Raw genomic sequence first — 24197 nt, 5'->3', positions numbered from 1 at the left:
CCGTCCCCATCCTTGGCGCCCTTCCGTTACGTCAGTCTGGACCTCGCCGCGAAGGCGGCTATGGCCCTGCCCCATGGCTATCCAGGAACTGCTCGATCCGATCACCGCCACCGCGGGCGAGGTGCGCTTCGGACGCTTCGACGAATGGCAACAGGGCCGCACGCTCTATGGCGGCGCCTCGGCGCTGATCGCCTACACTGCGGCGATCCGCGCCTTTCCCGATCTTCCGCCGCTGCGCGCCGCCCAGGTCGCCTTCGTCGCGCCGGTGGACGAAACCGCCGAGCTGCGCCGCGAAATCGTCCGTCAGGGGCGCAATGTCGCGCAGGTGCGCAGCGAGATCTGGTGCGCGGGGAAATGCACGCTCACCGCCTTCTTCCTGTTCGGCGCCGAACGCGAGACCAATGCCAGCCACGACGCGGCGCCCGTTCCCGACTGGCCCGGCTCTCCGGAAGAAGCCGAGGACGTGATGGGCAATCAGGGCCCGGCCTTCCTGCAGAACAATTTCGAACTGCGCCGCGCGCAGGACCAGCGCGGCCCCGGCGACCCGGTGGTGCGGCGGTGGGCGCGGCTCAAGCCGCCGACCGGGCTCGACCCGGTGAGCGAGCTGGTGCTGCTGGGCGATGTGCTGCCGCCGGGCGCGATGCGCGCGATGGCCCGGCCCGGCCCCCTCAGCTCGATCAACTGGTCGTTCAACCTGCTCGACACCGCGCCCGTGACCAGCGACGGCTGGTGGCTGTCGGAGAACGCCAGCCAGCACGCCTCTGCCGGCTATTCGAGCGAGCGGCTGCGGCTGTGGAACGCCGATGGCAGGCAGGTGATGGACGGGTTGCAGTCGGTGGCGATCTTCGGCTGAGGCCGCTTTCGCCGAACGGGAGATGATGCCAGGGGGCCTGTAAGCCGGGTTCTGTCCTGCAACCGGTATCCCGAAGGACCTGCGCCGCAGGGGCAGCCATTCATCTGGGCCGCGTGTCGCCACGCGGCTCGAGCAGCCAACCCGGGTCGCTCGGGGCAAAGCACCCCTGCCCGTTCCTTGCGGAAGCCGGGCGCGCGACCCCTATTCGGCCTTGCTCCGGGTGGGGTTTACCATGCGGACCACGTTGCCGTGGCCCCGGTGCGCTCTTACCGCACCCTTTCACCCTTGCCTGTGCCGTTTGCGCTCCCGAAGGAACGCGGGCCATCGGCGGTATGCTCTCTGTGGCACTGTCCCTCGGCCCGAACCCGAAGGCTGCGGACCGGGCGGGCGTTACCCGCCACCCTTTCTTCGTGGAGCCCGGACTTTCCTCGGCGGGAATTGCTTCCCGACGCGGCTGCCCGGCCCCCTGGCAGGGCCTATCTAGTGCGGCCCCGGTCCCTGTCCAGCAGCAAGTGGAACAGGATCGCGCGCAGCTCGCCATCGATCTCCCCGTCGATCCGCCCGGGCCGCCAGCGGCGCTGGAAGGCCTCGACCGCCTTGTGGCCATCGGTGATGTCGTAGCCGAAGCGTTCGAGTGCGAGGTAGAAGGAGGCGTCGTTGTCGAAAGGATCGCCGCGTTCGAGTTTTTCCGGGCGCGGCAGGCACAAGCCGTATTCGGCCAGCCGGTCCCAGGGAAAGAGCTCGCCCGGATCGATCTTGCGCGCCGGCGCAACGTCGGAATGGCCGACGACATTGGCGCGCGGGATATCGTAGCGCTTCACCATCCGCGCGACGAGCGGCACCAGCGCTTCGAACTGCGCATCGGGAAAGGGGCTATAGCCGTATTTGTGACCCGGATGGTCGAGCTCGATGCCGATGCTGGCGGAGTTCACATCCTTGATCCCGCGCCAGTAGGAAACGCCGGCATGCCAGGCGCGCTTTTCCTCGGGCACCAGCCGGACCACCTCGCCCTGGGCGCCGATCAAATAATTGGCCGAGACCTTGGCTTCGGGATCGCAGAGGCGTTCGATCGCGAAGCCCTTGTCCTCCATCTCGGTGTAGTGGATCACCACCATGGTGATCGGCAGCGCGCGTTCGTCGTGATTGGGCGACAGCACCTCGCGATCGACCAGCTCGTCCTTGCTGACGGGCAGTTCCTCGCCGGCCGATCCGAATTCGCTCACCCGATCATGCCCTCGGGCTCGGGCAGGACCGCGCCCAGCACCAGCGCATCCTCGCTGCGCGCGAACTGCAGTCCGCCGCCGCATTGCTGAGCCAGCAGGTAGATCATATGCGCGGGCGCGGTGCGGCTCGACAGTTCCTCGGGATCGAGTTTGCCTTCGAGCGCGAGCCCCAGCACCTCGTCGAAGGCGATCCGCGGCCCGCTTGCGCGCAGCACGATCTCGGTCGCGCCCTCGCGCAGTTCGGCACCGATTTCGAGCGTGCCGCCGCGGACCAGCGAATCGACCGCGATCTGCGCGAAGTTGAGCATCACCTTGACCGCCGGCTTGGGCAGGTTGGACTGCGAAAGCGACCAATTCACTTCGATGCGGCCCTTGTCCGCCACCAGGCTGTCGATCAGCTTGCGGGTCTCCTCGACCGGCACCCGGTCGCCAAAGCCGCCCGCGGCGCCGAAGGCGAGGCGGAAGAACTTGAGCTTGTTGGTGCTGACCAGCGCGCTCTGCTCGAGCAGCTCCATGCAGTTCTGGCGCATTGCCGGGTCGGTTTCGGTGGCGAGCAGCTCGAGCCCGTTGCTGAGCGCTCCAACCGGCGAAAGCAGGTCATGGCACAGACGGGAACACAGTAGCGCGGCGAGGTCGACGGAGGAGTTTTCGGACATGGTTTCCAAAGTTCTAAAGCCTGGCCCGTGCATTAGCGGGAGATCAGGCGATAGGGAAGCGCGCTGAACCCCGATTCTCCGGCGCGCCAGAAGGCCACCGTGCCACTCCCGACGCCATCCCCGACGATCGCCCAGACCATCCCATCGCGCGCGGCCATGGCCGCGTCGGTGGCGGAGGGGCGCGGCTTTCCATGGGGATGCGAATGGTAATAGCCGACCAGTTCAGGCCCGCCCGACCTCGCGGCGCGGTGCGCATCGATCAGAACCTGCGAGTCGATCTCGAAATGGGTTTCGGGCTGCGGGTGGACATTCGCAGCGGGCTCGAGGGCATCGATCCGCGCCTGTTCGGCGCTGCCAAACAGCAGCCCGCAGCATTCGCGCGGGTGCGCCGCCTCGGCTTGCGCCAACAAAGCATCGAACAGCTCGCTTGTCACTTGCAGGGTCATCACCCATGGCTCTGTAATCATGAGTGCCAAGGAAATCATCACCGGGACGATCGAGCAGGCCGACCGGCTCGACAAGGCGCTGGCCGGCGCGGCCGGACTGTCGCGCGAACGGGTCAAGCGGTTGATCGCCGACGGCGCGGTCAGCGTGGCGGGCGAAGCCGCGCTCGATCCCTCGCGCAAGATGCCCGCGGGCACCCATTTCGCCATCACCCTGCCCCCGGCCAAGCCGCTCGATGTCGAGCCGCAGGACATCCCGCTGAGCGTCGCCTTCGAGGACGAGCACCTGATCGTGGTCGACAAGCCCGCCGGCATGGTGGTCCACCCCGCCGCGGGCAATCGAGACGGCACGCTGGTCAATGCGCTGCTGTTCCATTGCGCCGGGCGGCTCTCGGGGATCAACGGGGTCGCCCGCCCCGGCATCGTCCACCGGATCGACAAGGACACCTCGGGGCTGATCGTGGTCGCCAAGACCGATGCCGCGCACGAGAGCCTGGCCGCGCAATTCTCCGAGCATTCGGTCCATCGCCGCTATCTGGCGGTCTGCGCCGGCCATCCCAACCCGCCATCGGGCCGAATCGAGGCACGGCTCGGCCGTTCCGACCGGGACCGCAAGAAGATGGCCGTGCTTCAGGAGGATGCGGAGCGCGGCAAGCACGCGATCACGCATTACCGATCGATCCGAAGGCTCGATCACGCGACGCTGATCGAATGCCGGCTCGAGACCGGGCGCACGCACCAGGTCAGGGTTCACCTCATGTCAATCGGTCATCCTTTATTGGGTGACGCAATCTACGGACGCACGCCAAAACCGCTGCGAGAGCTGCTTTCCGAGATCGGTTTCGCCCGCCAGGCCCTTCATGCCGCGGAGCTTGGCTTCATCCATCCCGCCACCGGCGATAAGGTGCAATTCATCGCCGAATTGCCTCGGGACATGCGGGAACTGATCGACGAAACCGCTCGTTGAAATCGATGAAACGCGCTTCCAGGCGCGCGTCCATCGTTTATAAGTGAATCAGTGGCCCGAACAATCGGATGCCCAGCAGGGGTCCGATGCACCGAGGCTGACGCTAGAAAGGTCAGGGTAATCGTGAGCAATTCCAAATCATTGAGCGTCCCGGCGCTCGGCGGCGAGCAGAGCCTCAACCGCTATCTTTCCGAAATCAAGAAGTTTCCCGTGCTGACGGCCGAGCAGGAATACATGCTCGCCAAGCGCTACGAGGAGCACGAGGATTCGGACGCCGCGGCGCAGCTCGTCACCTCGCACCTGCGGCTCGTGGCCAAGATCGCCATGGGTTATCGCGGCTACGGCCTGCCCGTTTCGGATCTGATTTCCGAGGGCAATGTCGGGCTGATGCAGGGCGTCAAGAAATTCGAGGCCGATCGCGGCTTCCGGCTCGCTACCTATGCGATGTGGTGGATCAAGGCGAGCATCCAGGAGTTCATCCTGCGCAGCTGGAGCCTGGTCAAGATGGGCACCACCGCCGCGCAGAAGAAGCTGTTCTTCAACCTGCGCCGGATGAAGAAGCAGCTCGAAGCCTATGAGGACAGCGACCTCCACCCCGACGACGTGACCACGATCGCGACCACGCTCGGCGTGCCCGAGCAAGAAGTGGTCAACATGAACCGCCGGATGATGATGGGCGGCGACGGCTCGCTCAACACGCCGATGCGCAATGGCGAGGACGGTTCGGGCGAATGGCTCGACTGGCTGACCGACGATCGTCCGCTGCAGGACGAGACGGTCGCCGAGGTCGAGGAAAAGACCGTTCGCCACGAGATGCTGATCGAGGCGATGGACAGCCTCAACGACCGCGAGAAGCACATCCTCACCGAGCGGCGGCTGACCGACAATCCGCAGACGCTCGAGGAATTGAGCAAGGTCTACGACGTCAGCCGCGAACGCATCCGCCAGATCGAGGTGCGGGCGTTCGAGAAGCTCCAGAAGGCGATGAAGTCGATCGCCGGCGAGAGGCTGATGCCTATCGCCGCGTGACGACGATCGAACACGACAACGCGAGGGCGGCCATCTCAGGATCGGCCGCCCTTTTCGTTGCGCGCGCGCGCCATGTTGCCTAACCGGGCGCGATGATTGCCCGCATCGCCACCTTCCTCGTCAAGCTGATCATCGGTTTCGTCGCGCTGAGCCTGGCGCTGACGATCCTCTACAAATTCGTCCCCATCCCCGTCACCGCGACGATGCTGATGGACGAGAACGGGATCACCAAGGACTGGGAGCCGCTGGCCGATATCGACCGCGACCTGGTCCGCGCGGTGATCGCGGCGGAGGATGGCAAGTTCTGCACCCATGACGGTTTCGACCGCGAGGCGATCGAGACCGCGATCCGCAGGAACGCGGAGGGCGGCAGGATCCGCGGCGGCTCGACCATCAGCCAGCAGACCGCGAAGAACGTCTTCCTGTGGCAGGGCGGAGGCTTTGCCCGCAAGGGTGCCGAGGCGTGGTTCACGCTGCTGATCGAGCAGGTCTGGGGCAAGCGGCGGATCATGGAGGTCTATCTCAACGTCGCCGAAACCGGGATCGGCACCTATGGCGCCGAAGCCGGGGCGCAGCGCTATTTCAACAAGTCGGCGGCCGATCTGTCAGCGCTGGAAGCGGCGCGCATGGCGGCGGCGCTGCCGCTTCCCAAGCAGCGCTCGGTCACCAATCCCTCGGGCTGGCTGCGCCGCCACGGCAACACCCTGTCCGCACGCATCGGCGTGGTCTCGCGTGACGGGCTCGACGCCTGCGTCTACCGGTAGCGCCCATGGGCGCCGGTCACTCACACAGCCAAAGCGACGCGCACGGCCACAGCCATGCGCCCGCCGATTTCGGCAACGCCTTCCTCATCGGCATCATCCTCAACACGGCCTTCGTCGTGGTCGAGGCGACCTATGGCTGGCTTTCTGGTTCGATGGCGCTGATCGCCGATGCCGGTCACAACCTCTCCGACGTACTCGCGCTGATGCTCGCCTGGGCCGCCAGCGTCGCGGCCAAGCGCCCGCCGACCGAACGTTTCACCTATGGCTACAAGAGCTCGACCATCCTCGCCGCGCTTGCCAATGCGGCGTTGCTTCTGATCGCGGTGGGAGCGATCCTCTATGAAACGATCACCCGCATGGCCGACCCGGCGCCGGTCGAGGGGATGACCATGGTGGTGGTCGCCGGCATCGGGATCGTCATAAACACCGGCACCGCGCTGCTGTTTCTGCGCGGGCGCGAGGACGATCTCAACATCCGCGGCGCCTTCCTGCACATGGCCGCCGATGCGCTGGTGAGCCTGGGCGTGGTGATCGCCGGGCTGGCGATCCTGTGGACCGGCGCGCTTTGGTTCGACCCAGCGGTGAGCCTGGTGATCGTGCTGGTGATCGCCTGGGGCACCTGGGGCCTGCTGAAGGACAGCCTCAAGATGAGCCTGCTGGCGGTGCCGCGTGGCATTTCGGAGAGCGCGGTGCGCGGCTATCTTGACGGATTGCCGGGGGTCGAGACGGTCCACGATCTGCATATCTGGCCGATGAGCACCACCGAGACGGCATTGACCGCACATCTGGTCATGCCCGGCGGCCATCCCGGCGACGATTTCCTGCGCGAAATTGCCGAAGAACTCGAGCACCACCACCGCATCGGCCATGCGACCGTGCAGGTGGAAATCAGCCGCGAGGATTGCCCTGCGCGATGTTGAGGGCGCGCGCGGCGCCTAAGGCTGGCGCAGTGCCCAGCGTTCGGTAATCCATAAGACGAAAACCTGCGCTCCGGACAAGCAGACACCGCCAACAAAGGCACCGATCGCCGGATCGCCATTTAGCATCTCCCGCGGAAGCACGATGGTGAATGTCACGATGGCCAGCAAGACGAGCGAAAAGATGATCGGAAGCATCCAGACCATCGTATGGCGCGGAGCCATACGCGTGGGATTGCCCGCCATGTCGTAATGACCCGGAAGCCGTTCGAACCGCGCGTAGCGACGGCTGGCCCAGAGGCCGGACAGAAGCAGCAGGCCGACGAATGGCAGGGCGACCACAACGGGCAGCCATGCCGCCATCCTCAGGCCGCTTCTTCCTTGTCCTTCTTGCCGCCATGGACCCGGACCGGATCCTTGCGACCTTCGACCACATCCTTGTCGACCACGATCTCGGTGATCCCGTCCATGTCGGGCAGGTCGAACATCGTATCGAGCAGGATGCCTTCGACGATCGAGCGCAGACCGCGGGCGCCGGTCTTGCGGGCGATGGCCCGGTCGGCGATCGCTTTGAGCGCTTCCTCGGTGAAGGTCAGTTCGACATCCTCGATCTCGAACATCTTGGCGTATTGCTTGATCAGCGCGTTCTTGGGCTCGGTCAGGATCGTCACCAGCGCCTCGACATCGAGGTCGCGCAACGTGGCGATCACCGGCAGGCGGCCGACGAATTCGGGGATCAGGCCGAACTTGAGCAGATCTTCCGGCTCGCTCTTCTCGAGCAACTCGCCGACGCGGCGCTTGTCCGGATCGGCGACATGCGCGCCGAAGCCGATGCTGCGCTTCTGCAGCCGGTCGCCGATGATCTTTTCCAGACCGCTGAACGCGCCGCCGCAGATGAACAGAATGTTGGTGGTATCGACCTGGAGGAATTCCTGCTGCGGATGCTTGCGCCCGCCCTGCGGCGGAACGCTGGCGGTGGTGCCTTCCATCAGCTTGAGCAGCGCCTGCTGCACGCCCTCGCCCGAGACATCGCGGGTGATCGAGGGGTTCTCGGCCTTGCGGGTGATCTTGTCGATCTCGTCGATATAGACGATCCCGTGCTGTGCCTTCTCGACATTGTAATCGGACGACTGGAGCAGCTTGAGGATGATGTTCTCGACATCCTCGCCGACATAGCCGGCCTCGGTCAGCGTGGTCGCATCGGCCATGGTGAAGGGTACGTCGAAGGTGCGCGCCAGCGTCTGCGCCAGCAGGGTCTTGCCGCAGCCGGTCGGCCCGACCAGCAGGATGTTGGACTTGGCCAGCTCGACATCGCCCGACTTGCCGGCGTGCTTGAGGCGCTTGTAATGGTTGTGCACCGCCACCGAGAGGACGCGCTTGGCGCGGTCCTGGCCGATCACGTAATCATTGAGCGTCGCGAAGATCTCCGAAGGTGCGGGGATATCCCCTTCCTTGCGCCCGGCGATGCCGGCCTTGGTCTCTTCGCGGATGATATCGTTGCACAGCTCGACGCATTCGTCGCAGATGAACACGGTGGGGCCCGCAATCAGCTTGCGCACCTCGTGCTGGGACTTGCCGCAGAAGCTGCAATACAGCGTCGACTTGCTATCGGTTCCGCTCAATTCGGTCATACCTTGATACTATCCCCGCCTGACCCAGCTGGTTGAATCGGCCCACAGGGGCCGGACAGGTCGGTTTCCTTCATAAATGCGTCTAGCGCAACCGCCTTGCCGCAAGCTGAAGCGGCAAGGTTGCCAAAATGCTACGCTTTAGAGCTCGTTAAGCAAATGGGACTCAGCTCGGAGCGCCGCCGCTTCCGGGCTTTTCGTCGCTTTCTTCGTTCTCGGGGCGAGTCTCGAACACCTTGTCGACGAGACCGAATGCCATGGCTTCGTCGGCTTCGAGGAAAGTGTCGCGATCCATCGCCTTCTCGATTTCCTCGAGGCTGCGACCGGTGTACTTCTCGTAAAGCTCGTTCATGCGCTTCTTGATGCGCAGGATTTCGCGCGCCTGAATCTCGATATCCGAGGCCATGCCGCGCGCGCCGCCCGAGGGCTGATGGACCATGATCCGCGCATTGGGCAGCGCGATGCGCATGCCCGGCTCGCCCGCCGCGAGCAGGAAACTGCCCATGCTGGCGGCCTGGCCGAGGCAGACGGTCGAGACGCGCGGCTTGATGTATTGCATCGTATCGTGGATCGCCATGCCGGCGGTCACCACGCCACCGGGCGAATTGATGTACATGCTGATCGGCTTGGACGGGTTCTCGCTCTCGAGAAACAGCAGCTGTGCGGTGATCAGCGAGGCCATGCCGTCCTCGACCTGGCCGGTGACGAACACGATCCGCTCGCGCAACAGGCGGCTGAAGATGTCGAAGCTGCGCTCGCCGCGGGCGGTCTGCTCGACCACCACCGGCACGAGAGCGCCGGTCACCGGATCGCGGGAAAACTGCCCCTGCGAGCCGAAGGTATCGCCAATTTGCGCGCTCAGATCGATCATGTCGGTGAGAATCCTGTCGTGAATGAATGAACCCGCTATGTCGCGACTGCGGGCATGAATTCAAGGGGCTTAACCTTGTCTCCCCGGGAGTAATGCGAGCGGATGCCGTTCACACGGGTGGAAGGACCCGCCTTGCGACGCTTTCCGGGCGAAATTATCGTCGGGCTTTGCGAATGGGTTGCAGCGCTGCCAGAAGCGATGCATGCTTCTCCCTCCCCTCGCGTTCTTTCCCATTTGCCAGGCGCGAAACCCGCGCCCCGAAATTGGATCTCGAGCGTTGGTGCCCAATGCTACAACGAACCGGTCGATAATCCGTGGAATTTGACCCCCGCATCATGATGTTCGTCATCTTCGGCATCGGGCTGATGCTGGCTGTGACGCTCGAACGCTGGATGGCCAGGGTGTGGATGTCGCTTCCCATCCTCTATGTCGGGGCGGGCTTCCTGCTCGCCTCGCTGCCGCTGAAACTGCCGTTCTTCAACCCGGCCTGGGACGGGTTCGACGCACTGACGCTGGAATATGTGACCGAATTCATCGTCATCGCCAGCCTGGCAGCGGCGGGAATCGCCATCGACCGGCCGGTGAGCTGGAAAAACTGGCGCCAGATCTGGCCGCTGCTCGTCGTCGCCATGCCGCTGACCATCGCGGCGGTCGCATTCCTAGGCTGGTGGGCAGTCGGGCTCGCGCCGGCCAGCGCGATCCTGCTCGGCGCGGCGCTGGCGCCGACCGATCCCGTGTTGGCGCGCAGCGTCCAGGTCGGCCCACCGGGCGAGGGCAAGCGTCACGATGTGCGGTTCAGCCTTACGGTCGAGGCCGGGATCAACGACGGGCTGGCCTTCCCCTTCACCCATCTGGCGATCGCCGCGCTGGGCATGTCCGCGCTGGGTGCCTGGACACTGGAATGGGCGGCCTTCGACCTTGTCTATCGCATCGCGGCGGGTGTCGCGGTGGGCTGGGGCATCGGCCGCATCGGTGCGTGGTACGTCTTCGAGCGCGAGGCGGATGCGCCGATCGACGAGGTCGACGACGGGACGCCGAGATATTCCACCCGCGAGGGGTTGATCGTATTGGGCACCCTGCTGCTCGCCTATGGTTCGGCGGAACTTGTGCATGGCTACGGATTCCTTGCCGTCTTCGTCGCGGCGGTCACCGCGAGGCAGCGCGAGAATGCCAGTCGCTATCACAAGATAAGCCACCATTTCATCGACCAGATCGAACAGATCGTGCTGGTCGCGGTGCTGCTCGGCTTCGGGGTGATGCTCGCCAGCGGTGTGCTCAACGCGCTCACCTGGCCTGCGGCGCTGCTGGCGCTGGCGCTGGTGTTCGTTGTCAGGCCGGTTTCCGGGTTGCTGGCCGAGAGCCGGTCCGACCTTCCGATTGCGGGGAAAATGGCGATCGCCTTCCTTGGCGTGCGCGGGATGGGGTCGATCTATTATCTCGCCTATGGCCAGAACCACGGCGAGTTCGAGGGGTTGCCGCTGCTGTGGGCCACGGTCAGCTTCGCGATTCTCGTCTCGATCGTGGTGCACGGTATACTCGCCGGGCCGCTGATCGCCTTTGTCGAGGGCCGAAAGGCGCATATTCACACGGGGCAGGAGGAAGACATGGCCTATCTCACGCCGCGCCCGGTCGAGCCAGCGGAAGAACCAAGCCGGCAAACCGACTGAGCCATTTCGCACAGGTCCAGCAGCCATAAAAAAGGGCGGCAAGGTCATCGCGACCTGCCGCCCTTTTGGTGTCCTGCGTGGTGCAGGATTATTTCTTGGTGGTGGGCTTCTTCGCCGGTGCCTTCTTCGCGGCAGGCTTTTCGGCAGCGGCGCCCTTGGCGGGGGCCTTCTTGGCCGGGGCCTTCTTCGCAGCGGGCTTCTTGACCCCTTCCGTTTCGGACGCATCCTTCTTGGCGGCGGATTTCTTGGCAGGCGCCTTCTTGGCGGCAGGCTGCTCGTCCTCGGAGGCCTTGTCGTCGTCCTTCTTGGCGGCGGCCTTCTTCGCCGGAGCCTTCTTCTTGGCGGCAGGCTTCTTCGCCTCCTCGGCGTCCTCGTCCGCCTCGATCGCTGCCTCGAGTTCCTCGCGGGTCACTTCGCGCTCGGTGACTGCTGCCTTGTCGAAAAGGAAATCGACGACCTTGTCCTCATAGAGGGGCGCGCGCAGCTGGGCTGCGGCCATCGGCTCCTGCTGCACGTACTGAATGAATCGCTCGCGATCCTCGGCGCGGTATTGCTGCGCCGCCTGCTGGATCAGCATCGACATTTCCTGACCGCTGACCTCGACGCCGTTGCTCTGGCCGATTTCCGACAGCAACAGGCCGAGCCGCACCCGGCGTTCGGCGATGTGGCGGTAATCGTCCTTCTCGGCCTCGATTTCCTTCATCGCCTCTGCGGGATCGTCGGACTGCGAGGCTTCCTGCTGGAGCTGCGCCCAGATCTGCTCGAACTCGGCGTCGATCATGCCCTGCGGCACGGCAAAATCATGACCCGAAGCCAGCTGGTCGAGCAGCGCGCGCTTCATCTGCGTGCGGGTGAGACCCGCGGTCTCCTGCTCGAGCTGCGCGCGGAGCAGTTCCTTGAGCTTGTCGAGGCTCTCGAGGCCGAGGTTCTTGGCGAACTCGTCGTCAGCCTTGGTTTCGTCCTCGACCTTGACCTGCTGGACGGTGATGGCGAATTGCGCCGCCTTGCCCGCGAGATGCGTGGCCTGGTAGTCCTCGGGGAAAGTGACAGTGATGGTCTTCTCGTCGCCGGTCTTTACCCCGGTCAGCTGCTCTTCGAAGCCCGGAATGAACTGGCCCGAGCCGATGACCAGCGGCGCGCCTTCGGCCTTGCCGCCTTCGAATTCGACACCGTCGACGCTGCCGACGAAATCGATGATCAGCTGGTCGCCATCGGCGGCCTTCTTCGACTTGGCCGCGTCCTTATAGCTCTTGTTGTTCGCCGTCAGCTGGCCGATCGCCTCATCGACCTGTTCGTCGGTCACCGGCACGGTCAGCTTTTCCAGCTTCAGCCCGTCGACATCGGGGGTCTCGACCTTGGGCAGGATTTCCAGCTCGACCGTCAGTTCGACGTCCTTGCCCTGCTCGTAGTTCTCGTCGAGATCGATCTTGGGCTGCATCGCGGGGCGCAGCTGCTTCTCGCGCATCAGATTGTCGACCGATTCGCGAATCGTGTCGTTCATCACCTGCGCGTGCATCTGCTCGCCGTGCATCTTGCGCACCAGATTGGCGGGCACCTTGCCGGGGCGGAAGCCGGGCATGCGGACCTGTGGGGCGAGCTTCTTGACCTCGGCGGAAACCTTCGCGTCGATATCTTTGGCGGGGACCGTCAGCTTGTAGCCGCGCTTGAGGCCTTCGTTGGTCGTCTCGGTGATCTGCATGAATGGGTACTCTTGAATGGGTCTAACCGGTGCTGGGCGAGAGGCTGCCGGATGGCGACTGGTGCGGGCGAAGGGACTCGAACCCCCACATCTTTCGATACTGGTACCTAAAACCAGCGCGTCTACCAATTCCGCCACGCCCGCAACCCGAACGAAGCCGCGCGTCGACAGCCACGCCGCGCGTGTAGGCGCGTGCCTCTAATCGGATGCGCCAAAAAGGGCAAGTGCGGCGATGGATGGATGGAACGGCACGGGCCGGTCCGCCGTTGATAGGCAAAGGAAGGTGCCTCATGGCCGATTACGATACGCCCAAGACCCCGCCCGACACTCCGCCGGTGATCGATCCGGATGTCGACGCCAAAACCGCGGCAGAGATGGAAGTGGATGGCGAGACCGAGGGCGAGCCACTCGGCCATCGCACCGTTCAGAGCGAGATCGACACCGAACGTCCCGACGATACGGGCGAAAACTCGCGCCGCGCGATGCGGTCGGCCCCACTCCTGCCCCCCGACTGAGGAACTCAACCATGGCTACCCAACCCGATCCTGGCCCCGATACGATCGAACCCGGCGCTCCCAACGAAATGCCGCCCGCGAGCCCGCCCAACGAGGCGCCGATGCGCGAACCGCCCGAGATCGAGCCACTCCAGCCCGATACCGACAATCCCGGCGGCAATCCCGACGAGATATGATTCTCGATCAATCCTGAGAGGCAATGACAATTATCCTGCAACGATCCTGCAAGCCGATTGAACTTGCGGGACGTTGCGCCGCGTCTTAGGGGCGCGGCATGAGCGAAACAGCCACCAACGACACCCCGCCCGACCGCCTCTCGGTCAATCCGCGCAGCGAATTTTTCGATGCCGAGCTACTGAAGCGCGGCGTCGGCATCCGCTTCAAGGGTGTGGTGCGCAACAATGTCGACGAGTTCTCCATTTCCGAAGGCTGGATTCGCGTCCAGGCGGGCAAGACCATGGATCGCAAGGGCAATCCCTTGACGATCAAGCTCAACGGCCCGGTCGAAGCCTGGTACGAGGATCTGGGCGAGAACCCGCCGGTCGCCAAGACCGACTGATTCGCAGAAACCCTAGTTCGAGAATTCGTTGAAGGCGCTGAGGAAGCGGCGCGAACTCTTCAGGCGCGTCGGCCCCTGCGCTACCTGCACCGGGGCGCTGCGCGCGCGGCCTGAATAGATGAAGCCTTCGACCGGCCATGCGGTTTTGCCGAGGCCGCCCAACGGATGGTACCAGACGCGCACCGCGCTCCAGTCGTTGGCGGGCGAAACATCCACCGCCAGCACATCGCGCTCGATCTGGCCACGCCGTCCATCGATCGGCGACCAGTTGGCGTGGTCGAGCAGCACGGTGCGGTTGTCGACCACCCTGCTCACCGCGGCGACATGGCCCAATTCCATATTGCGATGCGGGCGAAACGCCATCACCGCTCCCACCTTCGGCGCATTGCCGGTCGCATAGCGGCCTTCGGCCTGCTGCCACCAGGTGTGCGCATCGCCATAAAGCCGGATTCCCGAAACCTCGCGCGCATAGGGCACGCATTGCAGATAGGGCGCGAGCTCGGCATCGCGCGCGCCGAAGCCGAAATCGGCGGAGGATTGCGCCAGCGCGGGTGACGCTGCCAGCAGGGCGAGGGCGGTCAGGCCGAAGGCGATGGGTTTGCTCATGCGGCAAATTATTGCCGCATGAGCCTTGCAACATACCTTTCGAATGCGGTTAACCCGAATTCACCATCTTGCCGGTGCCCGTCTGGTCGACGCCAAGCGGCGCGACCTCCTTGCCAAACCGCGCAACAAGGGCCACCTGCCCGCCAGTCATGAAACCCCAATCCACCAAACCGACCGTGATCATCATCGGTCGCCCGAACGTCGGCAAGTCGACGCTGTTCAACCGTCTGGTCGGCAAGAAGCTGGCGCTGGTCGACGACCAGCCCGGCGTCACGCGCGACCGGCGGATGGGGGATGCTTCGGTGGCAGGGCTGGAATTCACCATCGTCGATACCGCCGGCTGGGAAGACGACGACCCCGCCAGCCTGCCCGGGCGGATGCGCAAGCAGACCGAGGTCAGCCTCGAAGGTGCCGACGCCGCGCTGCTGGTGGTCGATGCGCGCGCGGGGCTGACCCCGCTCGACGAGGAGATCAGCCGCTGGCTGCGCGAGCAACATCTGCCCGTGGTGCTGGTGGCCAACAAGGCCGAAGGTCGCGCGGGCGAGGCGGGCGTGCTCGAATGCTACAATCTCGGCTTCGGCGAACCGGTCGGTCTGTCCGCCGAGCACGGCGACGGGATCGCCGACCTGTTCGCCGCGCTGTGGCCGATTATCGGCGAGAAGGCCGATGCGGTGGCCGAGCGGATCGAATATGTCGACGACGAGGAAGTCACGCTCGGCCCGCTCAAGCTCGCCATCGTCGGGCGGCCCAATGCCGGCAAGTCGACGCTGATCAACCGCCTGCTGGGAGAGGACCGCCTGCTGACCGGGCCCGAGGCCGGGATCACCCGCGATTCGATCGCGATCGATTACCAATGGACCGACACCAAGACCGGCGAACAGCGCGACATTCACCTGGTCGACACCGCTGGCATGCGCAAGCGCGCCAAGGTGCAGGACAAGCTTGAGAAGATGTCGGTCGCCGACGCCCATCGCGCGATCGATTTCGCCGAGGTGGTGGTGTTGCTGCTCGATGCGACGCAAGGCCTCGAGCACCAGGATCTCAAGATTGCCGACATGGTGCTGCAGGAAGGCCGCGCGCTGATGGTGGCGATCAACAAATGGGATATCGCCGAGGACGCCAGCGGGCTGTTCAACGGCGTGCGCGCCGCGCTCGACGACGGCTTGGCGCAGGTGCGCGGCGTGCCGCTGCTCGCGGTCAGCGCCAAGACCGGCAAGGGGCTCGACACGATGCTGAGCGCCGCCTTCGAGATTCGCACCAGCTGGTCCAAGCGCGTGCCAACCGCCGCGCTCAACCGCTGGTTCGACGATGCGCTGGAAGCCAACCCGCCGCCAGCCCCCAAGGGTCGGCGGATCAAGCTGCGCTACATAACCCAGGTCGGCACCCGCCCGCCGCGGTTCGTGATCTTCGGCACCAGGCTCGATGCGTTGCCGACCAGCTACGAACGCTATCTGGTCAACGGGATCCGCGCCAAGCTGGGCTTCGATGCAGTGCCGGTGCGGCTCACGCTCAAGAGTCCCAAGAACCCCTTCGCCAAAGATTAGCCTATGACGCTCGACCTTCTCACCGTCGGCGGCAGTTTCGCCTTCGAACTGCTCGAACGCACCGCCAGCACCCCGCGCGTCCAGCAGATCGTCCAGCTCTCGCTCGCACCCGCTTTCCTGCTGAGCGCGATCGGGGCCATCATGAATGTCATGATGAGCCGCCTGATCTGGGTTGCCGAGCGGATCGAAAGGATCAACCGGCGCATCGACGACGGGGTAGCAAGCAGCGAAGCGGGCGAACTCGCCTGGCTCGGCCAGCGGCGACGGCATTCGCAAAAGGCGCTGGTGTTCAGCACCGCATCGGCAGTGACGATCAGCGTCGTCATCGCCCTGCTGTTCGTGAGCGCCTATATCGAGTCGCAGATCGGCTCGGTAATCGCGCTGGCCTGGGTGGTGACGATGACCCTGCTGGTGACCGGCCTGTTGTTCTTCCTGCTCGAAACCCGTCTCGCCGCCATTGGCCCGCCGCGCATCGCCCGCGACGAATCCTAGACTGCCCTCACCTCCGGAGCGCGAACGTCCGCCCATAGGTCAGGCAACGCCACAGCCATTCCAGCGGCCCGTAGCGGAACCGGTCGAGCCATGGCTTCGACCAGGCGAGGATCAGCACCCAGGTCGCGAGCACGACCAGGTAGAGCTGCGGGCGGTTCAACTCGCCGAACAGTCCCCCGGCCCAACCGTGGAAGACGAAAAGCATGATCACCGAGGTGCCGATATAATTGGTGAAGGCGGCGCGCCCGGCTGCCGAAACGCGCTCGGCCAGTGCCCCGCTTGCGCTTGCGCCCCATAGGGAAAGCAAACCCGCCAGACCCAGGACCATCGGCAGGCTCGCGAACCGGGCCAATCCTATGAACGCCAGGCTCGTGCCGAAATAGGTCAGCCCATCGCGCACGGCCCACCAGGCAATCGCCGCCGACAGAGCGCCACCGAACACCAGCAATATCCAGCCCCACAGGCGGACCTTGGGCGTCGGCATTCGGCCATCGAACAGCCCCACCCGGTATAGCGCCATGCCGACCAGAATCAGCGGCAGCGTCTCGAACACGAATATCAGCAGGAAGGTCAGTGGGTCCGACCAGTGCTCGGCGAAATTATGCGCGACGAGACCGGCGTAATCGCCCGAGGAGATCAGCGCTGTTTCGATCTTTCCATCGGCAAGGCCTTCTGTCTTTACCGCGCGCATCTCGACCTGCGAGGCGACAATCTCCTCATTGGCGGGCTCCATCCGGTCGAAGGCATACATTCCCGCGAACAGCGTAGTGAACGCGATCGCGCCGACAAAATAGCCGATCAGGCCCACGATAAGCTGGCCGCGCGGCGTCATCTTCACGAACAGCAGCGCCGCAAACCCGCACAGCGCATAGCCGGTGAGGATATCCCCCTTCCAGATGAAGAAGAAATGGATCAGCCCGAACAATAGCAGGAATGCCAGCCGCCGCGCCTGCAATCCGCGCCCGCTGCCGCGTTCCCACGCCTTCTCTAGGAAGAGATAGAGCCCGGCGCCGAACAGCAGTGTAAACAACCCGCGCATCTTGCCGTCGATCAGCACGAACTGCAGCGCCCAAAGCCAGCCGCCGGGATCGCCGCTCGGTACGAGGAAAGCGTCCGGCCACATATAGGCCACCATCGGCTGGCCGAAGGCGATGATGTTCGCGGCCAGGATGCCCATGACCGCCAAGCCGCGAATGAAGTCGAGGCTGGCGATGCGGTTGCCGCTCTCGGCGACCGGCCTGGGTTGGTCTGGCGCGGCGTTGAGCTCGGCGCTGGCCTGGTCCGGAACGGCGGTATCGGTCATGATCTTCCCCCTCGTGCGCCCTTTTAGCAAAGGTGGCGCGAGGGGGAAGCCGTTACGGCAAGCCTATTGCGTGACGAGGCAGTCCTGCCCGCCGGATTTGAGCGCGTTGCAGGCCTGCTGCGCCGCGGCGCGGCTCGCGAAGCCCGCGGCCATGACCTTGGTCAAGCGGCCTGCCGGCTCCTTGACCAGCCGGGCTCCGGAAAGCGCGGAACGGCTGCGCATCCGTTCGAGCAGGCGATCGGCGTTGCCCGGCTGACCGAAGGCGCCAAGCTGAAGCTTCCATGGTCCGGTCATGGCGGTGCTGACGGAAGCAGGAGCGGTAGCTGCCGGGTTCGATACCACCGGCGCCTGTGCCACGGTGGTGCGGGTCGCGGCCGGTGACGCAGCGGGCTGGGATTGCGGAAGCGTGTAATCGGCCCCTGCCCGATTTGCTGCGACGGTCGTGACCGGGGCGGCAGTCGGCGCGGGCAGCACCATCGGCGGTTGCGGCCCGGCGGGAACGGGTTCGGGCGCCATTGCGGTCTGCACCGGGCCGCGCTCGAGATCGACCGTGGCGAGCTGCTGCGAACGATTGGCGTTCGCTTGGGCGTCGAGCCGCTGCGCCAACACCTGCGCCTGTTCGCGCTGGTCGAGCGGGATGTATTCGTCCATCTGCGCCAGCGCGGCGCGCGCCTGCGGCAGGCCGGTGCCATTGGCGAGCGTCAGCAGCGCATAGGCGCGGACCCAGTCCTTCTCCACCAGATCGCCGTTGAAATGGGCGACGCCGACCAGATATTGCGCGCGCGGATCGCCACGATCGGCGGCGGCGCTAACATAGGGCATCGCTTCCTCGCGGCGGCCATCCTGGAACAGCAGCAGGCCGTAATTGTCGGCTGCCTTCACATGGCCCTGCGCCGCGGCGGCGGCATAGAGCGCTTCGGCCTGGCGAGGATCGGCCTGGACCCCGCGACCCAGGCGATAGGCCTGCGCCATGTTGAACTGCGCATCGGGGTCTCCCTGCGCGGCCGGGTCGGACCATTCGCGCACCGCGGTGGCGTAATCACCCGCCGCCCAGGCATCGACGCCGGCTTTCACATCGGCCAGCGCCGGTGTCGCACCAACCATCAGCAGCCCGGCAAACGCCAGGGCGCCCGCAATCAATCCTGTTTTTTTCGCTATCGGGTCGCGCATCGTCATCTCCATGGATTTCATGCTTTCGCCTACATTTACCCCGCTGAACATATAGTAAAGCCGGCATTAGCAAAATCTTGGCGGCATTTTGCGCAGTCGAGCGGCGCATTTAACCCCGCCCCATTAACCCAAAATTGAGGGTAGTCTGCGAATTCCCTGTGGAGACCTCGCGTGTGGCGAGCGAATTCGACGACGATTTAGGGCGCAATTCAAGGGGACCAGGCCGTGCGAGTACTGGCGTTGGCATCGCAAAAAGGCGGATCGGGGAAGACAACCCTGTCCGGTCATATGGCTGTTCAGGCCCAACGGGCGGGTGCCGGCCCGGTCGTTCTCATCGATATCGATCCGCAGGGCTCGCTTGCCGACTGGTGGAACGAGCGCGAGGCGGAATATCCCGCCTTTGCGCAGACCACCGTGGCGCGGCTCGCCAGCGATCTCAATGTGCTCCGCCAGCAGGGCTTCAAGCTCGCGGTCATCGACACGCCGCCCGCCATCACCATGGCGATTCAGTCGGTCATCGCGGTGGCCGAACTCATAGTCGTCCCCACCCGCCCCAGCCCGCACGATCTGCGGGCCGTGGGCGCCACGGTCGACCTTTGCGAGCGCGCCGGCAAGCCGTTGGTGTTTGTGGTCAACGGCGCGACGCCCAAGGCCAAAATTACCTCCGAGGCCGCAGTCGCGCTATCGCAGCACGGCACTGTCGCACCGATCACGCTCCACCACCGCACCGATTTCGCCGCCTCGATGATCGACGGCCGCACGGTTATGGAAGTGGACGAAAACAGCCGCAGCGCCGCCGAAGTGACCGCACTGTGGAAATACGTCTCCGACCGGCTCGAGAAGAACTTTCGCCGCACCATCTTCGCAGCGCCCAACCACCAGGCCCCGATGGCAGGTGCCCACCGACCCGCAGGCGGCTTCGGCCGCCGCGTGGCCCAGTAACCGGAAGGCTGCAGGATTAGGCCATGAGCGACACGGGTTTCGCCTCTCTTTCCTCCACGCTGCTGGCCCGCAAGGGCGGCGCGCGCCCGGCCATGCGCCCGCAGAATGGTGCGCCGGGCGTGGTCGATGGCAAGGAAGCCGCCGCCAGCCTGGAAGATCTGGGCTGGAACGACATGGGCGAGGAACCGATCGTCAAAGCCCCGACATCGGGCGGCGAGGTCGTTTCGCTGTCCCCCGCCACCAGGAACGACGCACCGGTTCGCCAAGCGAATCCCGAACCGCTGTTGCAGCGCAAGGCGCAAAGCCCGGTGCGCGACACGATCGAACGCATTGCACAGAAGCTGGAAACGCCGATGGCGCGCACCGCTCCCGAGCCCCGATCCACGAAATCCGCAACCAACGGAGGCGGCAAACGCGCCGCCTTTACCCTGCGGCTCGACCAGAACCGCCATCTCAAACTGCGTCTCGCCTGTACGGTGAAGGGGCGCAGCGCCCAGCAACTAGTGACCGAAGCGCTCGATGCACTGCTGTCCGAGATGCCCGAAATCGACCTTCTCGCCGCGCAGGTGAAGCGCGATTGACCTTTGCCGCATATCCGAACCCTCAGGAGGGGTAGAATGAGCAAGACGATCACAGCGAAGAGCAACCGGATGCTGGGCCTGGCCCTGACGACGGCGCTTGCCACGGTGGCCCTGACGGGTTGCACCGCCAATGTCGCGCCCCCGGCGCAGGCCTCCACCGCGAAGGCGCAGGAAGCGCTCGCCAAGGGCAAGGGCGACAAGGCCGTCACCCATGCCGAGGCCGCCGTGCTGGCGACGCCGCGCGACACCGCCGCGCGCGCGCTGCTGGGCACCGCCTATATCGAAGCGGGGCGGTTCCAGTCTGCCGCCACCACGCTGGCCGAAGCCGTGTCGCTGGGCGACGCTTCCTCGGGCACGCTCACCAGGCTCGCGCTGGCGCAGATCGCCGCCGGCCAGCAGGCCGCCGCGCTCGCCACGCTAGACCGCCACAAGGCGGCGCTGGATCCGGCGGATTACGGCCTCGCGATCGCGCTCGCCGGTCGTCCGCAGGAAGCCGTCCACGTGCTCGGCAATCTGCTGCGCAACGGCACCAACACCATGAAGGTGCGCCAGAACCTGGCCTACAGCCTCGCGCTGCAGGGCGACTGGCGCAACGCTCGGATCATGGCCGCCGAGGACGTCGCCGCCGACAAGCTGGGCGACACGATGAGCAAATGGGCGGTCCTTTCCGCGCCGGAAATGTACCAGCGCCGGATCGCCGACCTGCTCAGCGTGAAACTGGTCCAGGATCCCGGCCAGCCGACCATGCTCGCACTGCATAATTTCGACAGCGTCGACCAGCTTGCCGCCGAGACACTGGAGCAGGACGGACCTGCCGAGACCACACAGGGCCGAGATTTCGCCAGCAGCTTCGGCAATGGCGAACTTCCGCCGGTTTCCGAGTCGGATCGCCCGGCCCCGGCGCTCGCCTTGCTCCCCTCTGCGCAAAGAGCGGTGCCGACTCGCGCCTCGGCAGAGCCGGTTGCAGCCGTGTCCCCGGGCGCTCGCTTCGTCAGCCGCGAAGTGGTCCAGAGTATTCCCGCAGCTACGCGAGCCGTTACCTCGGTCGCGCGCCCGGCTGCCCGGGCCGACGCGCCCGCGGCCAAGCCCGCACTCGCGATGGCCTCGGGCGACTATCGCGTTCAGCTCGGTTCCTATTTCTCGATGTCCGACGCCCAGGCGGCGTGGAAGGTGTTCCTCAAGCGCCACCCCGAGCTCGACGGCGCGGACAAGGTCATCACCAAGGCCAAGGTCAAGGGCAATATCTATTACCGCGTTGCGGCCGGCGGTTTCGCCAGGACCTCGGCGCAGGGCCTGTGCCAGTCGGTCAAGCGCGGTGGCGCAGGCTGCCTCGCCTATGCCGCCAGCAATCCGCTGCCCGGCACGATCGACAACAACGTCCGCGTCGCGACGCGTTGATTTCGAGCCTTTAGAACACCAAAACCCCTCCCGCTTGCGGGAGGGGTTTTTCGTTTCAGCTAGCCGCCAACCCGCATTCCGCCCTTGAACAGCGCGGACACTCGTCCCTGCGTCGGCTGGCGATCGAAGGGCGTATTGCCCGCGGTCGCTGCCATCTTGGCGCTGTCGATGACCCAGGGCTTCTCGGGATCGATCAGCGCGATATCGGCCTCGTAGCCTTCCACCAGCGCGCCAGCCTCTACCCCCAGCAGGCGGGCGGGCGTTGCCGCGACCAGAGCGAAGGCGCGCGCCATATCGATCGTGCCGTCGCGCACCAGCGTCAGCACCATCGCCAGCAGCGTCTCCGCCCCCGCCATACCCGGAGCGGCATCGGCGAAGGGCAGTCGTTTCTGCTCGGGGCCGCGCGGATCATGGCCGCTGGCAATCACATCGATCGTCCCGTCGGCGATGGCCTCGATCACCGCCTGGCGGTCGTCCTCGATCCTCAGCGGCGGGGACAGGCGCATGAAGCTGCGGAAGTCGGCGGTCGCCAGATCGGAAAGCATGAAATGCGCCGGGGTGACCCCGGCGGTGATGGGCAACCCGCGCGTCTTGGCCGTGCGGACCAGATCGAGCCCGGCGCGGGTGGTCACCTGGCGGAAATGCACCCTCGCCCCCGCCATCTCGGCAAGCGCGATATCGCGCGCCAGAGCCAGCGCCTCGGCCTCGGCCGGTGCGCTCGGCAGGCCGAGCCGCGTCGCTATCTCGCCCGCAGTCGCCACCGCATCGCCCGCCAGCGCCCCATCCTCGGCATGGGTGACGACGGTGAGATCGAGCATGGCGGCGTAGCGCAGCAGCCGCAGCATCATCCCGGTATCGGCGATCCAACGCCGCCCGGTGGCGATCCCGCGCGCGCCGGCTTCGCGCATCAATCCGATTTCAGCCAGTTGCGTGCCCTCGAGCTCGCGCGTCGCGGCGGCGAGCGGATGGACCCAGAAATCGGGCTTCCCACTCTTGGCGATGTAGGCGACCCGGCTGGGCAGATCGAGCGGCGGCGACTGGTCGGGCATCAGCGCCGCACGCGTGATCCCGCCGAAATGGAACGCCGGCTTGTCGACCGCGAAGACGCCGTAATCGACCAGCCCGGGTGCCACCAGCTTCCCTTTGGCGTCGAGAATATCCTCGCCCGGCTGCGCAGCGATATCGCCCAGCGCCTCGATCCGGCCATCGACCAGCCGGACAGCACCTTCGCGCGACCCATCGGCAAGGACCAGCTGCCCCCCCGTGATCGTTAGCGGCTTCACCTGCTTCATGCCGCCCATCCCTCCACGCCGCGCACGCTGCGGGTGAGCACGTCGAGGCAGGTCATGCGGATGGCGACCCCCATTTCCACCTGCCGGGTGATGAGCGAGCGATCGACCAGATCGGCGACATCGCTGTCGATTTCGACACCGCGGTTCATCGGTCCCGGGTGCATCACCAGCGCCTCGGGCGCCGCGGCATCGAGCCGTGCCCGGGTGAGTCCGTAGAGATGACGATATTCGCGCTCGGAGGGAATGAACTGGCCGCTCATCCGCTCGTTCTGGAGGCGCAACATCATCACGACATCCGCGCCCGCCAGCGCGGCATCGAAATCGTGGAACACCTGCGCGCCGATCGCCTCGACCCCCAGCGGCATCAGCGCCGGCGGCGCGCACAGGCGCACGCTTGCGCCCAGCGCCTGGAGGCACAGCAGGTTCGAACGCGCAACCCGGCTGTGCATGATGTCGCCGCAGATCACGACGGTGAGGCCGGTGAAATCCTCGCTCGGCTCACCCCGGTCGCTCAGCGCCTCGCGCAGCGCCAGTGCATCGAGCAGCGCCTGCGTCGGGTGTTCGTGCTGGCCGTCGCCGGCGTTGAGCACCGGACAATCGACCTTGCTGGCGATCAGCTGGGTCGCCCCGCTCGAGCCGTGACGGATCACGATCGCGTCGGCATTCATCGCATTGAGAGTGATCGCGGTGTCGATCAGCGTCTCGCCCTTCTTCACCGATGATTGCGCGGCGTGCATATTGACCACATCCGCACCAAGCCGCTTGCCCGCGATCTCGAACGACAGCAGCGTGCGGGTGGAGTTTTCGAAGAAGGCGTTAATGATCGTCAGCCCAGCCAGCGCATCGTGATGCTTGTTCGAGCGGCGGTTGAGTTCGACCCATTGTTCCGCCTCGTCGAGGAGGTACAGGATCTCGTGCCGTTCGAGCTGGCCGATGCCGGTCAGGTCGCGATGCGGAAAGGCTTGCCGGCCCGCGGGATAGCGGCCGGAGGCGGGGCGGAGCGGCGACGATGTCATTAAAGCCATGCCCCTAGTCGAGCTCCATCACCCGCTCAAGCACAATTGCATGGTGTTTCCGC

General features: G+C 65.5%; 27 protein-coding genes, 1 tRNA gene and 1 other RNA gene. 14 read left to right on the top strand and 15 right to left on the bottom strand.

Annotated features, from left to right (window positions below):
- Positions 1–73: 73 nt before the first annotated feature.
- Positions 74–853 carry an acyl-CoA thioesterase gene (locus ACWIKC_RS02605; RefSeq protein ID WP_454598578.1) on the top strand — a complete coding sequence of 260 codons (780 nt, stop codon included), beginning with the start codon at positions 74–76 and terminating at the stop codon, positions 851–853.
- A gap of 24 nt (positions 854–877) precedes the next feature.
- On the opposite strand, the gene rnpB is transcribed toward ACWIKC_RS02605, so the two are convergent.
- The 4 genes from rnpB to ACWIKC_RS02585 form a co-directional block, all read right to left on the bottom strand.
- An RNA gene (gene rnpB, locus ACWIKC_RS02600) (RNase P RNA component class A) lies at positions 878–1323 on the bottom strand.
- Positions 1324–1329: 6 nt separating this feature from the next.
- The gene (locus ACWIKC_RS02595; RefSeq protein WP_454599423.1) at positions 1330–1968 is read right to left on the bottom strand and encodes an N-acetylmuramoyl-L-alanine amidase; all 639 of its coding nucleotides are present in this window, start codon (positions 1966–1968) and stop codon (positions 1330–1332) included.
- A 104-nt stretch (positions 1969–2072) separates the two neighbouring features.
- Positions 2073–2732, bottom strand: a complete 660-nt coding sequence (locus ACWIKC_RS02590) for a histidine phosphotransferase family protein (RefSeq protein WP_454598577.1) — start codon at positions 2730–2732, stop codon at positions 2073–2075.
- A gap of 32 nt (positions 2733–2764) precedes the next feature.
- Positions 2765–3178, bottom strand: coding sequence for a Mov34/MPN/PAD-1 family protein (locus ACWIKC_RS02585; protein ID WP_454598576.1), 414 nt, complete (start codon positions 3176–3178; stop codon positions 2765–2767).
- Positions 3179–3197: 19 nt separating this feature from the next.
- Here ACWIKC_RS02585 and ACWIKC_RS02580 point away from each other — a divergent pair, with 19 nt between their 5' ends.
- The 4 genes from ACWIKC_RS02580 (at position 3198) to ACWIKC_RS02565 (ending at position 6855) form a co-directional block, all read left to right on the top strand.
- The gene (locus ACWIKC_RS02580) at positions 3198–4142 is read left to right on the top strand and encodes an RluA family pseudouridine synthase (protein WP_454598575.1); all 945 of its coding nucleotides are present in this window, start codon (positions 3198–3200) and stop codon (positions 4140–4142) included.
- A gap of 123 nt (positions 4143–4265) precedes the next feature.
- Positions 4266–5171, top strand: coding sequence for an RNA polymerase sigma factor RpoH (rpoH, locus tag ACWIKC_RS02575; protein ID WP_454598574.1), 906 nt, complete (start codon positions 4266–4268; stop codon positions 5169–5171).
- Positions 5172–5263: 92 nt separating this feature from the next.
- Positions 5264–5935, top strand: coding sequence for a monofunctional biosynthetic peptidoglycan transglycosylase (mtgA, locus tag ACWIKC_RS02570; RefSeq protein WP_454598573.1), 672 nt, complete (start codon positions 5264–5266; stop codon positions 5933–5935).
- Positions 5936–5940: 5 nt separating this feature from the next.
- On the top strand, positions 5941–6855 hold the full coding sequence (locus ACWIKC_RS02565) for a cation diffusion facilitator family transporter (RefSeq protein WP_454598572.1): 915 nt from the start codon (positions 5941–5943) through the stop codon (positions 6853–6855).
- 15 nt (positions 6856–6870) lie between these two features.
- Here ACWIKC_RS02565 and ACWIKC_RS02560 read toward each other — a convergent pair whose 3' ends face one another.
- The 3 genes from ACWIKC_RS02560 to ACWIKC_RS02550 all read right to left on the bottom strand — a co-directional run bounded on the left by ACWIKC_RS02560 (position 6871) and on the right by ACWIKC_RS02550 (position 9351).
- The gene (locus tag ACWIKC_RS02560; protein WP_454598571.1) at positions 6871–7215 is read right to left on the bottom strand and encodes a hypothetical protein; all 345 of its coding nucleotides are present in this window, start codon (positions 7213–7215) and stop codon (positions 6871–6873) included.
- Positions 7216–7217: 2 nt separating this feature from the next.
- Positions 7218–8483, bottom strand: coding sequence for an ATP-dependent Clp protease ATP-binding subunit ClpX (clpX, locus tag ACWIKC_RS02555; RefSeq protein ID WP_454598570.1), 1266 nt, complete (start codon positions 8481–8483; stop codon positions 7218–7220).
- A 163-nt stretch (positions 8484–8646) separates the two neighbouring features.
- Complete coding sequence (locus tag ACWIKC_RS02550; RefSeq protein ID WP_454598569.1) at positions 8647–9351, bottom strand: ATP-dependent Clp protease proteolytic subunit; 705 nt, start codon at positions 9349–9351, stop codon at positions 8647–8649.
- Positions 9352–9686: 335 nt separating this feature from the next.
- Here ACWIKC_RS02550 and ACWIKC_RS02545 point away from each other — a divergent pair, with 335 nt between their 5' ends.
- The gene (locus ACWIKC_RS02545; RefSeq protein WP_454598568.1) at positions 9687–11018 is read left to right on the top strand and encodes a cation:proton antiporter; all 1332 of its coding nucleotides are present in this window, start codon (positions 9687–9689) and stop codon (positions 11016–11018) included.
- Between the two features lie 88 nt (positions 11019–11106).
- Here the strand turns inward: ACWIKC_RS02545 and tig are convergent, their stop codons facing one another.
- Together tig and ACWIKC_RS02535 are read right to left on the bottom strand one after the other, a co-directional pair.
- Positions 11107–12717 (bottom strand): trigger factor, encoded by a 1611-nt coding sequence (gene tig / locus ACWIKC_RS02540; RefSeq protein WP_454598567.1) that lies wholly within the window; start codon positions 12715–12717, stop codon positions 11107–11109.
- A gap of 59 nt (positions 12718–12776) precedes the next feature.
- Positions 12777–12861, bottom strand: a tRNA-Leu gene (locus ACWIKC_RS02535).
- A gap of 146 nt (positions 12862–13007) precedes the next feature.
- Here ACWIKC_RS02535 and ACWIKC_RS02530 point away from each other — a divergent pair.
- The 3 genes from ACWIKC_RS02530 to ACWIKC_RS02520 all read left to right on the top strand — a co-directional run bounded on the left by ACWIKC_RS02530 (position 13008) and on the right by ACWIKC_RS02520 (position 13791).
- Positions 13008–13232 (top strand): hypothetical protein, encoded by a 225-nt coding sequence (locus ACWIKC_RS02530; protein ID WP_454598566.1) that lies wholly within the window; start codon positions 13008–13010, stop codon positions 13230–13232.
- Positions 13233–13243: 11 nt separating this feature from the next.
- Positions 13244–13408, top strand: coding sequence for a hypothetical protein (locus ACWIKC_RS02525; RefSeq protein WP_454598565.1), 165 nt, complete (start codon positions 13244–13246; stop codon positions 13406–13408).
- A 98-nt stretch (positions 13409–13506) separates the two neighbouring features.
- Entirely contained in the window at positions 13507–13791 is a 285-nt protein-coding gene (locus ACWIKC_RS02520; protein ID WP_454598564.1) for a DUF3297 family protein, read from the top strand.
- Positions 13792–13803: 12 nt separating this feature from the next.
- Here the strand turns inward: ACWIKC_RS02520 and ACWIKC_RS02515 are convergent, their stop codons facing one another.
- Positions 13804–14397, bottom strand: coding sequence for a CHAP domain-containing protein (locus tag ACWIKC_RS02515; protein ID WP_454598563.1), 594 nt, complete (start codon positions 14395–14397; stop codon positions 13804–13806).
- Positions 14398–14446: 49 nt separating this feature from the next.
- Complete coding sequence (locus ACWIKC_RS02510; RefSeq protein WP_454599528.1) at positions 14447–14584, bottom strand: hypothetical protein; 138 nt, start codon at positions 14582–14584, stop codon at positions 14447–14449.
- Between ACWIKC_RS02510 and der the strand changes: the two genes are divergently transcribed.
- Together der and ACWIKC_RS02500 are read left to right on the top strand one after the other, a co-directional pair.
- A complete protein-coding gene (gene der / locus ACWIKC_RS02505; protein ID WP_454598562.1) occupies positions 14547–15941 on the top strand; it encodes a ribosome biogenesis GTPase Der in 1395 nt (464 codons plus the stop codon). The two genes, ACWIKC_RS02510 and der, sit on opposite strands and share 38 nt — an antisense overlap.
- A 3-nt stretch (positions 15942–15944) precedes the next feature.
- A complete protein-coding gene (locus tag ACWIKC_RS02500; RefSeq protein ID WP_454598561.1) occupies positions 15945–16433 on the top strand; it encodes a DUF2721 domain-containing protein in 489 nt (162 codons plus the stop codon).
- 7 nt (positions 16434–16440) lie between these two features.
- Here ACWIKC_RS02500 and ACWIKC_RS02495 read toward each other — a convergent pair whose 3' ends face one another.
- A complete protein-coding gene (locus ACWIKC_RS02495; RefSeq protein WP_454598560.1) occupies positions 16441–17736 on the bottom strand; it encodes a DUF418 domain-containing protein in 1296 nt (431 codons plus the stop codon).
- Between the two features lie 63 nt (positions 17737–17799).
- Positions 17800–18927, bottom strand: a complete 1128-nt coding sequence (locus ACWIKC_RS02490) for an SPOR domain-containing protein (RefSeq protein WP_454598559.1) — start codon at positions 18925–18927, stop codon at positions 17800–17802.
- Positions 18928–19131: 204 nt separating this feature from the next.
- Here ACWIKC_RS02490 and ACWIKC_RS02485 point away from each other — a divergent pair, with 204 nt between their 5' ends.
- From ACWIKC_RS02485 to ACWIKC_RS02475, 3 genes are read left to right on the top strand one after another with little or no spacing between them, the layout of a single operon-like run.
- Positions 19132–19848, top strand: a complete 717-nt coding sequence (locus ACWIKC_RS02485) for an AAA family ATPase (RefSeq protein ID WP_454598558.1) — start codon at positions 19132–19134, stop codon at positions 19846–19848.
- A 23-nt stretch (positions 19849–19871) separates the two neighbouring features.
- A complete protein-coding gene (locus ACWIKC_RS02480) occupies positions 19872–20429 on the top strand; it encodes a hypothetical protein (RefSeq protein WP_454598557.1) in 558 nt (185 codons plus the stop codon).
- 36 nt (positions 20430–20465) lie between these two features.
- The gene (locus ACWIKC_RS02475; RefSeq protein WP_454598556.1) at positions 20466–21827 is read left to right on the top strand and encodes an SPOR domain-containing protein; all 1362 of its coding nucleotides are present in this window, start codon (positions 20466–20468) and stop codon (positions 21825–21827) included.
- 59 nt (positions 21828–21886) lie between these two features.
- On the opposite strand, the gene ACWIKC_RS02470 is transcribed toward ACWIKC_RS02475, so the two are convergent.
- Both ACWIKC_RS02470 and ACWIKC_RS02465 read right to left on the bottom strand, forming a co-directional pair.
- The gene (locus ACWIKC_RS02470) at positions 21887–23119 is read right to left on the bottom strand and encodes a dihydroorotase (protein ID WP_454598555.1); all 1233 of its coding nucleotides are present in this window, start codon (positions 23117–23119) and stop codon (positions 21887–21889) included.
- Positions 23116–24144: an aspartate carbamoyltransferase catalytic subunit gene (locus ACWIKC_RS02465; RefSeq protein ID WP_454598554.1), complete on the bottom strand. Its 1029-nt coding sequence runs from the start codon at positions 24142–24144 to the stop codon at positions 23116–23118. The genes ACWIKC_RS02470 and ACWIKC_RS02465 overlap by 4 nt, the downstream gene beginning before the upstream one ends.
- Positions 24145–24197: the final 53 nt, after the last annotated feature.

This window comes from Qipengyuania sp. SM2507, assembly GCF_053714505.1.
Note: the sequence above shows the minus strand (reverse complement) of the source record. Positions and strands in the feature narration are given on the sequence as shown.

Excerpts from the sequence above, each read along its gene's own strand:
- ACWIKC_RS02605 (WP_454598578.1), top strand. The coding sequence starts at position 74 with ATGGCTATCCAGGAACTGCTCGATCCGATCACCGCCACCGCGGGCGAG.
- ACWIKC_RS02595 (WP_454599423.1), bottom strand. The coding sequence starts at position 1,968 with ATGGTGGTGATCCACTACACCGAGATGGAGGACAAGGGCTTCGCGATC.
- ACWIKC_RS02590 (WP_454598577.1), bottom strand. The coding sequence starts at position 2,732 with ATGTCCGAAAACTCCTCCGTCGACCTCGCCGCGCTACTGTGTTCCCGT.
- ACWIKC_RS02585 (WP_454598576.1), bottom strand. The coding sequence starts at position 3,178 with ATGACCCTGCAAGTGACAAGCGAGCTGTTCGATGCTTTGTTGGCGCAA.
- ACWIKC_RS02580 (WP_454598575.1), top strand. The coding sequence starts at position 3,198 with ATGAGTGCCAAGGAAATCATCACCGGGACGATCGAGCAGGCCGACCGG.
- mtgA (WP_454598573.1), top strand. The coding sequence starts at position 5,264 with ATGATTGCCCGCATCGCCACCTTCCTCGTCAAGCTGATCATCGGTTTC.
- ACWIKC_RS02565 (WP_454598572.1), top strand. The coding sequence starts at position 5,941 with ATGGGCGCCGGTCACTCACACAGCCAAAGCGACGCGCACGGCCACAGC.
- ACWIKC_RS02560 (WP_454598571.1), bottom strand. The coding sequence starts at position 7,215 with ATGGCGGCATGGCTGCCCGTTGTGGTCGCCCTGCCATTCGTCGGCCTG.
- clpX (WP_454598570.1), bottom strand. The coding sequence starts at position 8,483 with ATGACCGAATTGAGCGGAACCGATAGCAAGTCGACGCTGTATTGCAGC.
- ACWIKC_RS02550 (WP_454598569.1), bottom strand. The coding sequence starts at position 9,351 with ATGATCGATCTGAGCGCGCAAATTGGCGATACCTTCGGCTCGCAGGGG.
- ACWIKC_RS02545 (WP_454598568.1), top strand. The coding sequence starts at position 9,687 with ATGATGTTCGTCATCTTCGGCATCGGGCTGATGCTGGCTGTGACGCTC.
- tig (WP_454598567.1), bottom strand. The coding sequence starts at position 12,717 with ATGCAGATCACCGAGACGACCAACGAAGGCCTCAAGCGCGGCTACAAG.
- ACWIKC_RS02530 (WP_454598566.1), top strand. The coding sequence starts at position 13,008 with ATGGCCGATTACGATACGCCCAAGACCCCGCCCGACACTCCGCCGGTG.
- ACWIKC_RS02525 (WP_454598565.1), top strand. The coding sequence starts at position 13,244 with ATGGCTACCCAACCCGATCCTGGCCCCGATACGATCGAACCCGGCGCT.
- ACWIKC_RS02520 (WP_454598564.1), top strand. The coding sequence starts at position 13,507 with ATGAGCGAAACAGCCACCAACGACACCCCGCCCGACCGCCTCTCGGTC.
- ACWIKC_RS02515 (WP_454598563.1), bottom strand. The coding sequence starts at position 14,397 with ATGAGCAAACCCATCGCCTTCGGCCTGACCGCCCTCGCCCTGCTGGCA.
- der (WP_454598562.1), top strand. The coding sequence starts at position 14,547 with ATGAAACCCCAATCCACCAAACCGACCGTGATCATCATCGGTCGCCCG.
- ACWIKC_RS02510 (WP_454599528.1), bottom strand. The coding sequence starts at position 14,584 with ATGATGATCACGGTCGGTTTGGTGGATTGGGGTTTCATGACTGGCGGG.
- ACWIKC_RS02500 (WP_454598561.1), top strand. The coding sequence starts at position 15,945 with ATGACGCTCGACCTTCTCACCGTCGGCGGCAGTTTCGCCTTCGAACTG.
- ACWIKC_RS02495 (WP_454598560.1), bottom strand. The coding sequence starts at position 17,736 with ATGACCGATACCGCCGTTCCGGACCAGGCCAGCGCCGAGCTCAACGCC.
- ACWIKC_RS02490 (WP_454598559.1), bottom strand. The coding sequence starts at position 18,927 with ATGAAATCCATGGAGATGACGATGCGCGACCCGATAGCGAAAAAAACA.
- ACWIKC_RS02480 (WP_454598557.1), top strand. The coding sequence starts at position 19,872 with ATGAGCGACACGGGTTTCGCCTCTCTTTCCTCCACGCTGCTGGCCCGC.
- ACWIKC_RS02475 (WP_454598556.1), top strand. The coding sequence starts at position 20,466 with ATGAGCAAGACGATCACAGCGAAGAGCAACCGGATGCTGGGCCTGGCC.
- ACWIKC_RS02470 (WP_454598555.1), bottom strand. The coding sequence starts at position 23,119 with ATGAAGCAGGTGAAGCCGCTAACGATCACGGGGGGGCAGCTGGTCCTT.
- ACWIKC_RS02465 (WP_454598554.1), bottom strand. The coding sequence starts at position 24,144 with ATGGCTTTAATGACATCGTCGCCGCTCCGCCCCGCCTCCGGCCGCTAT.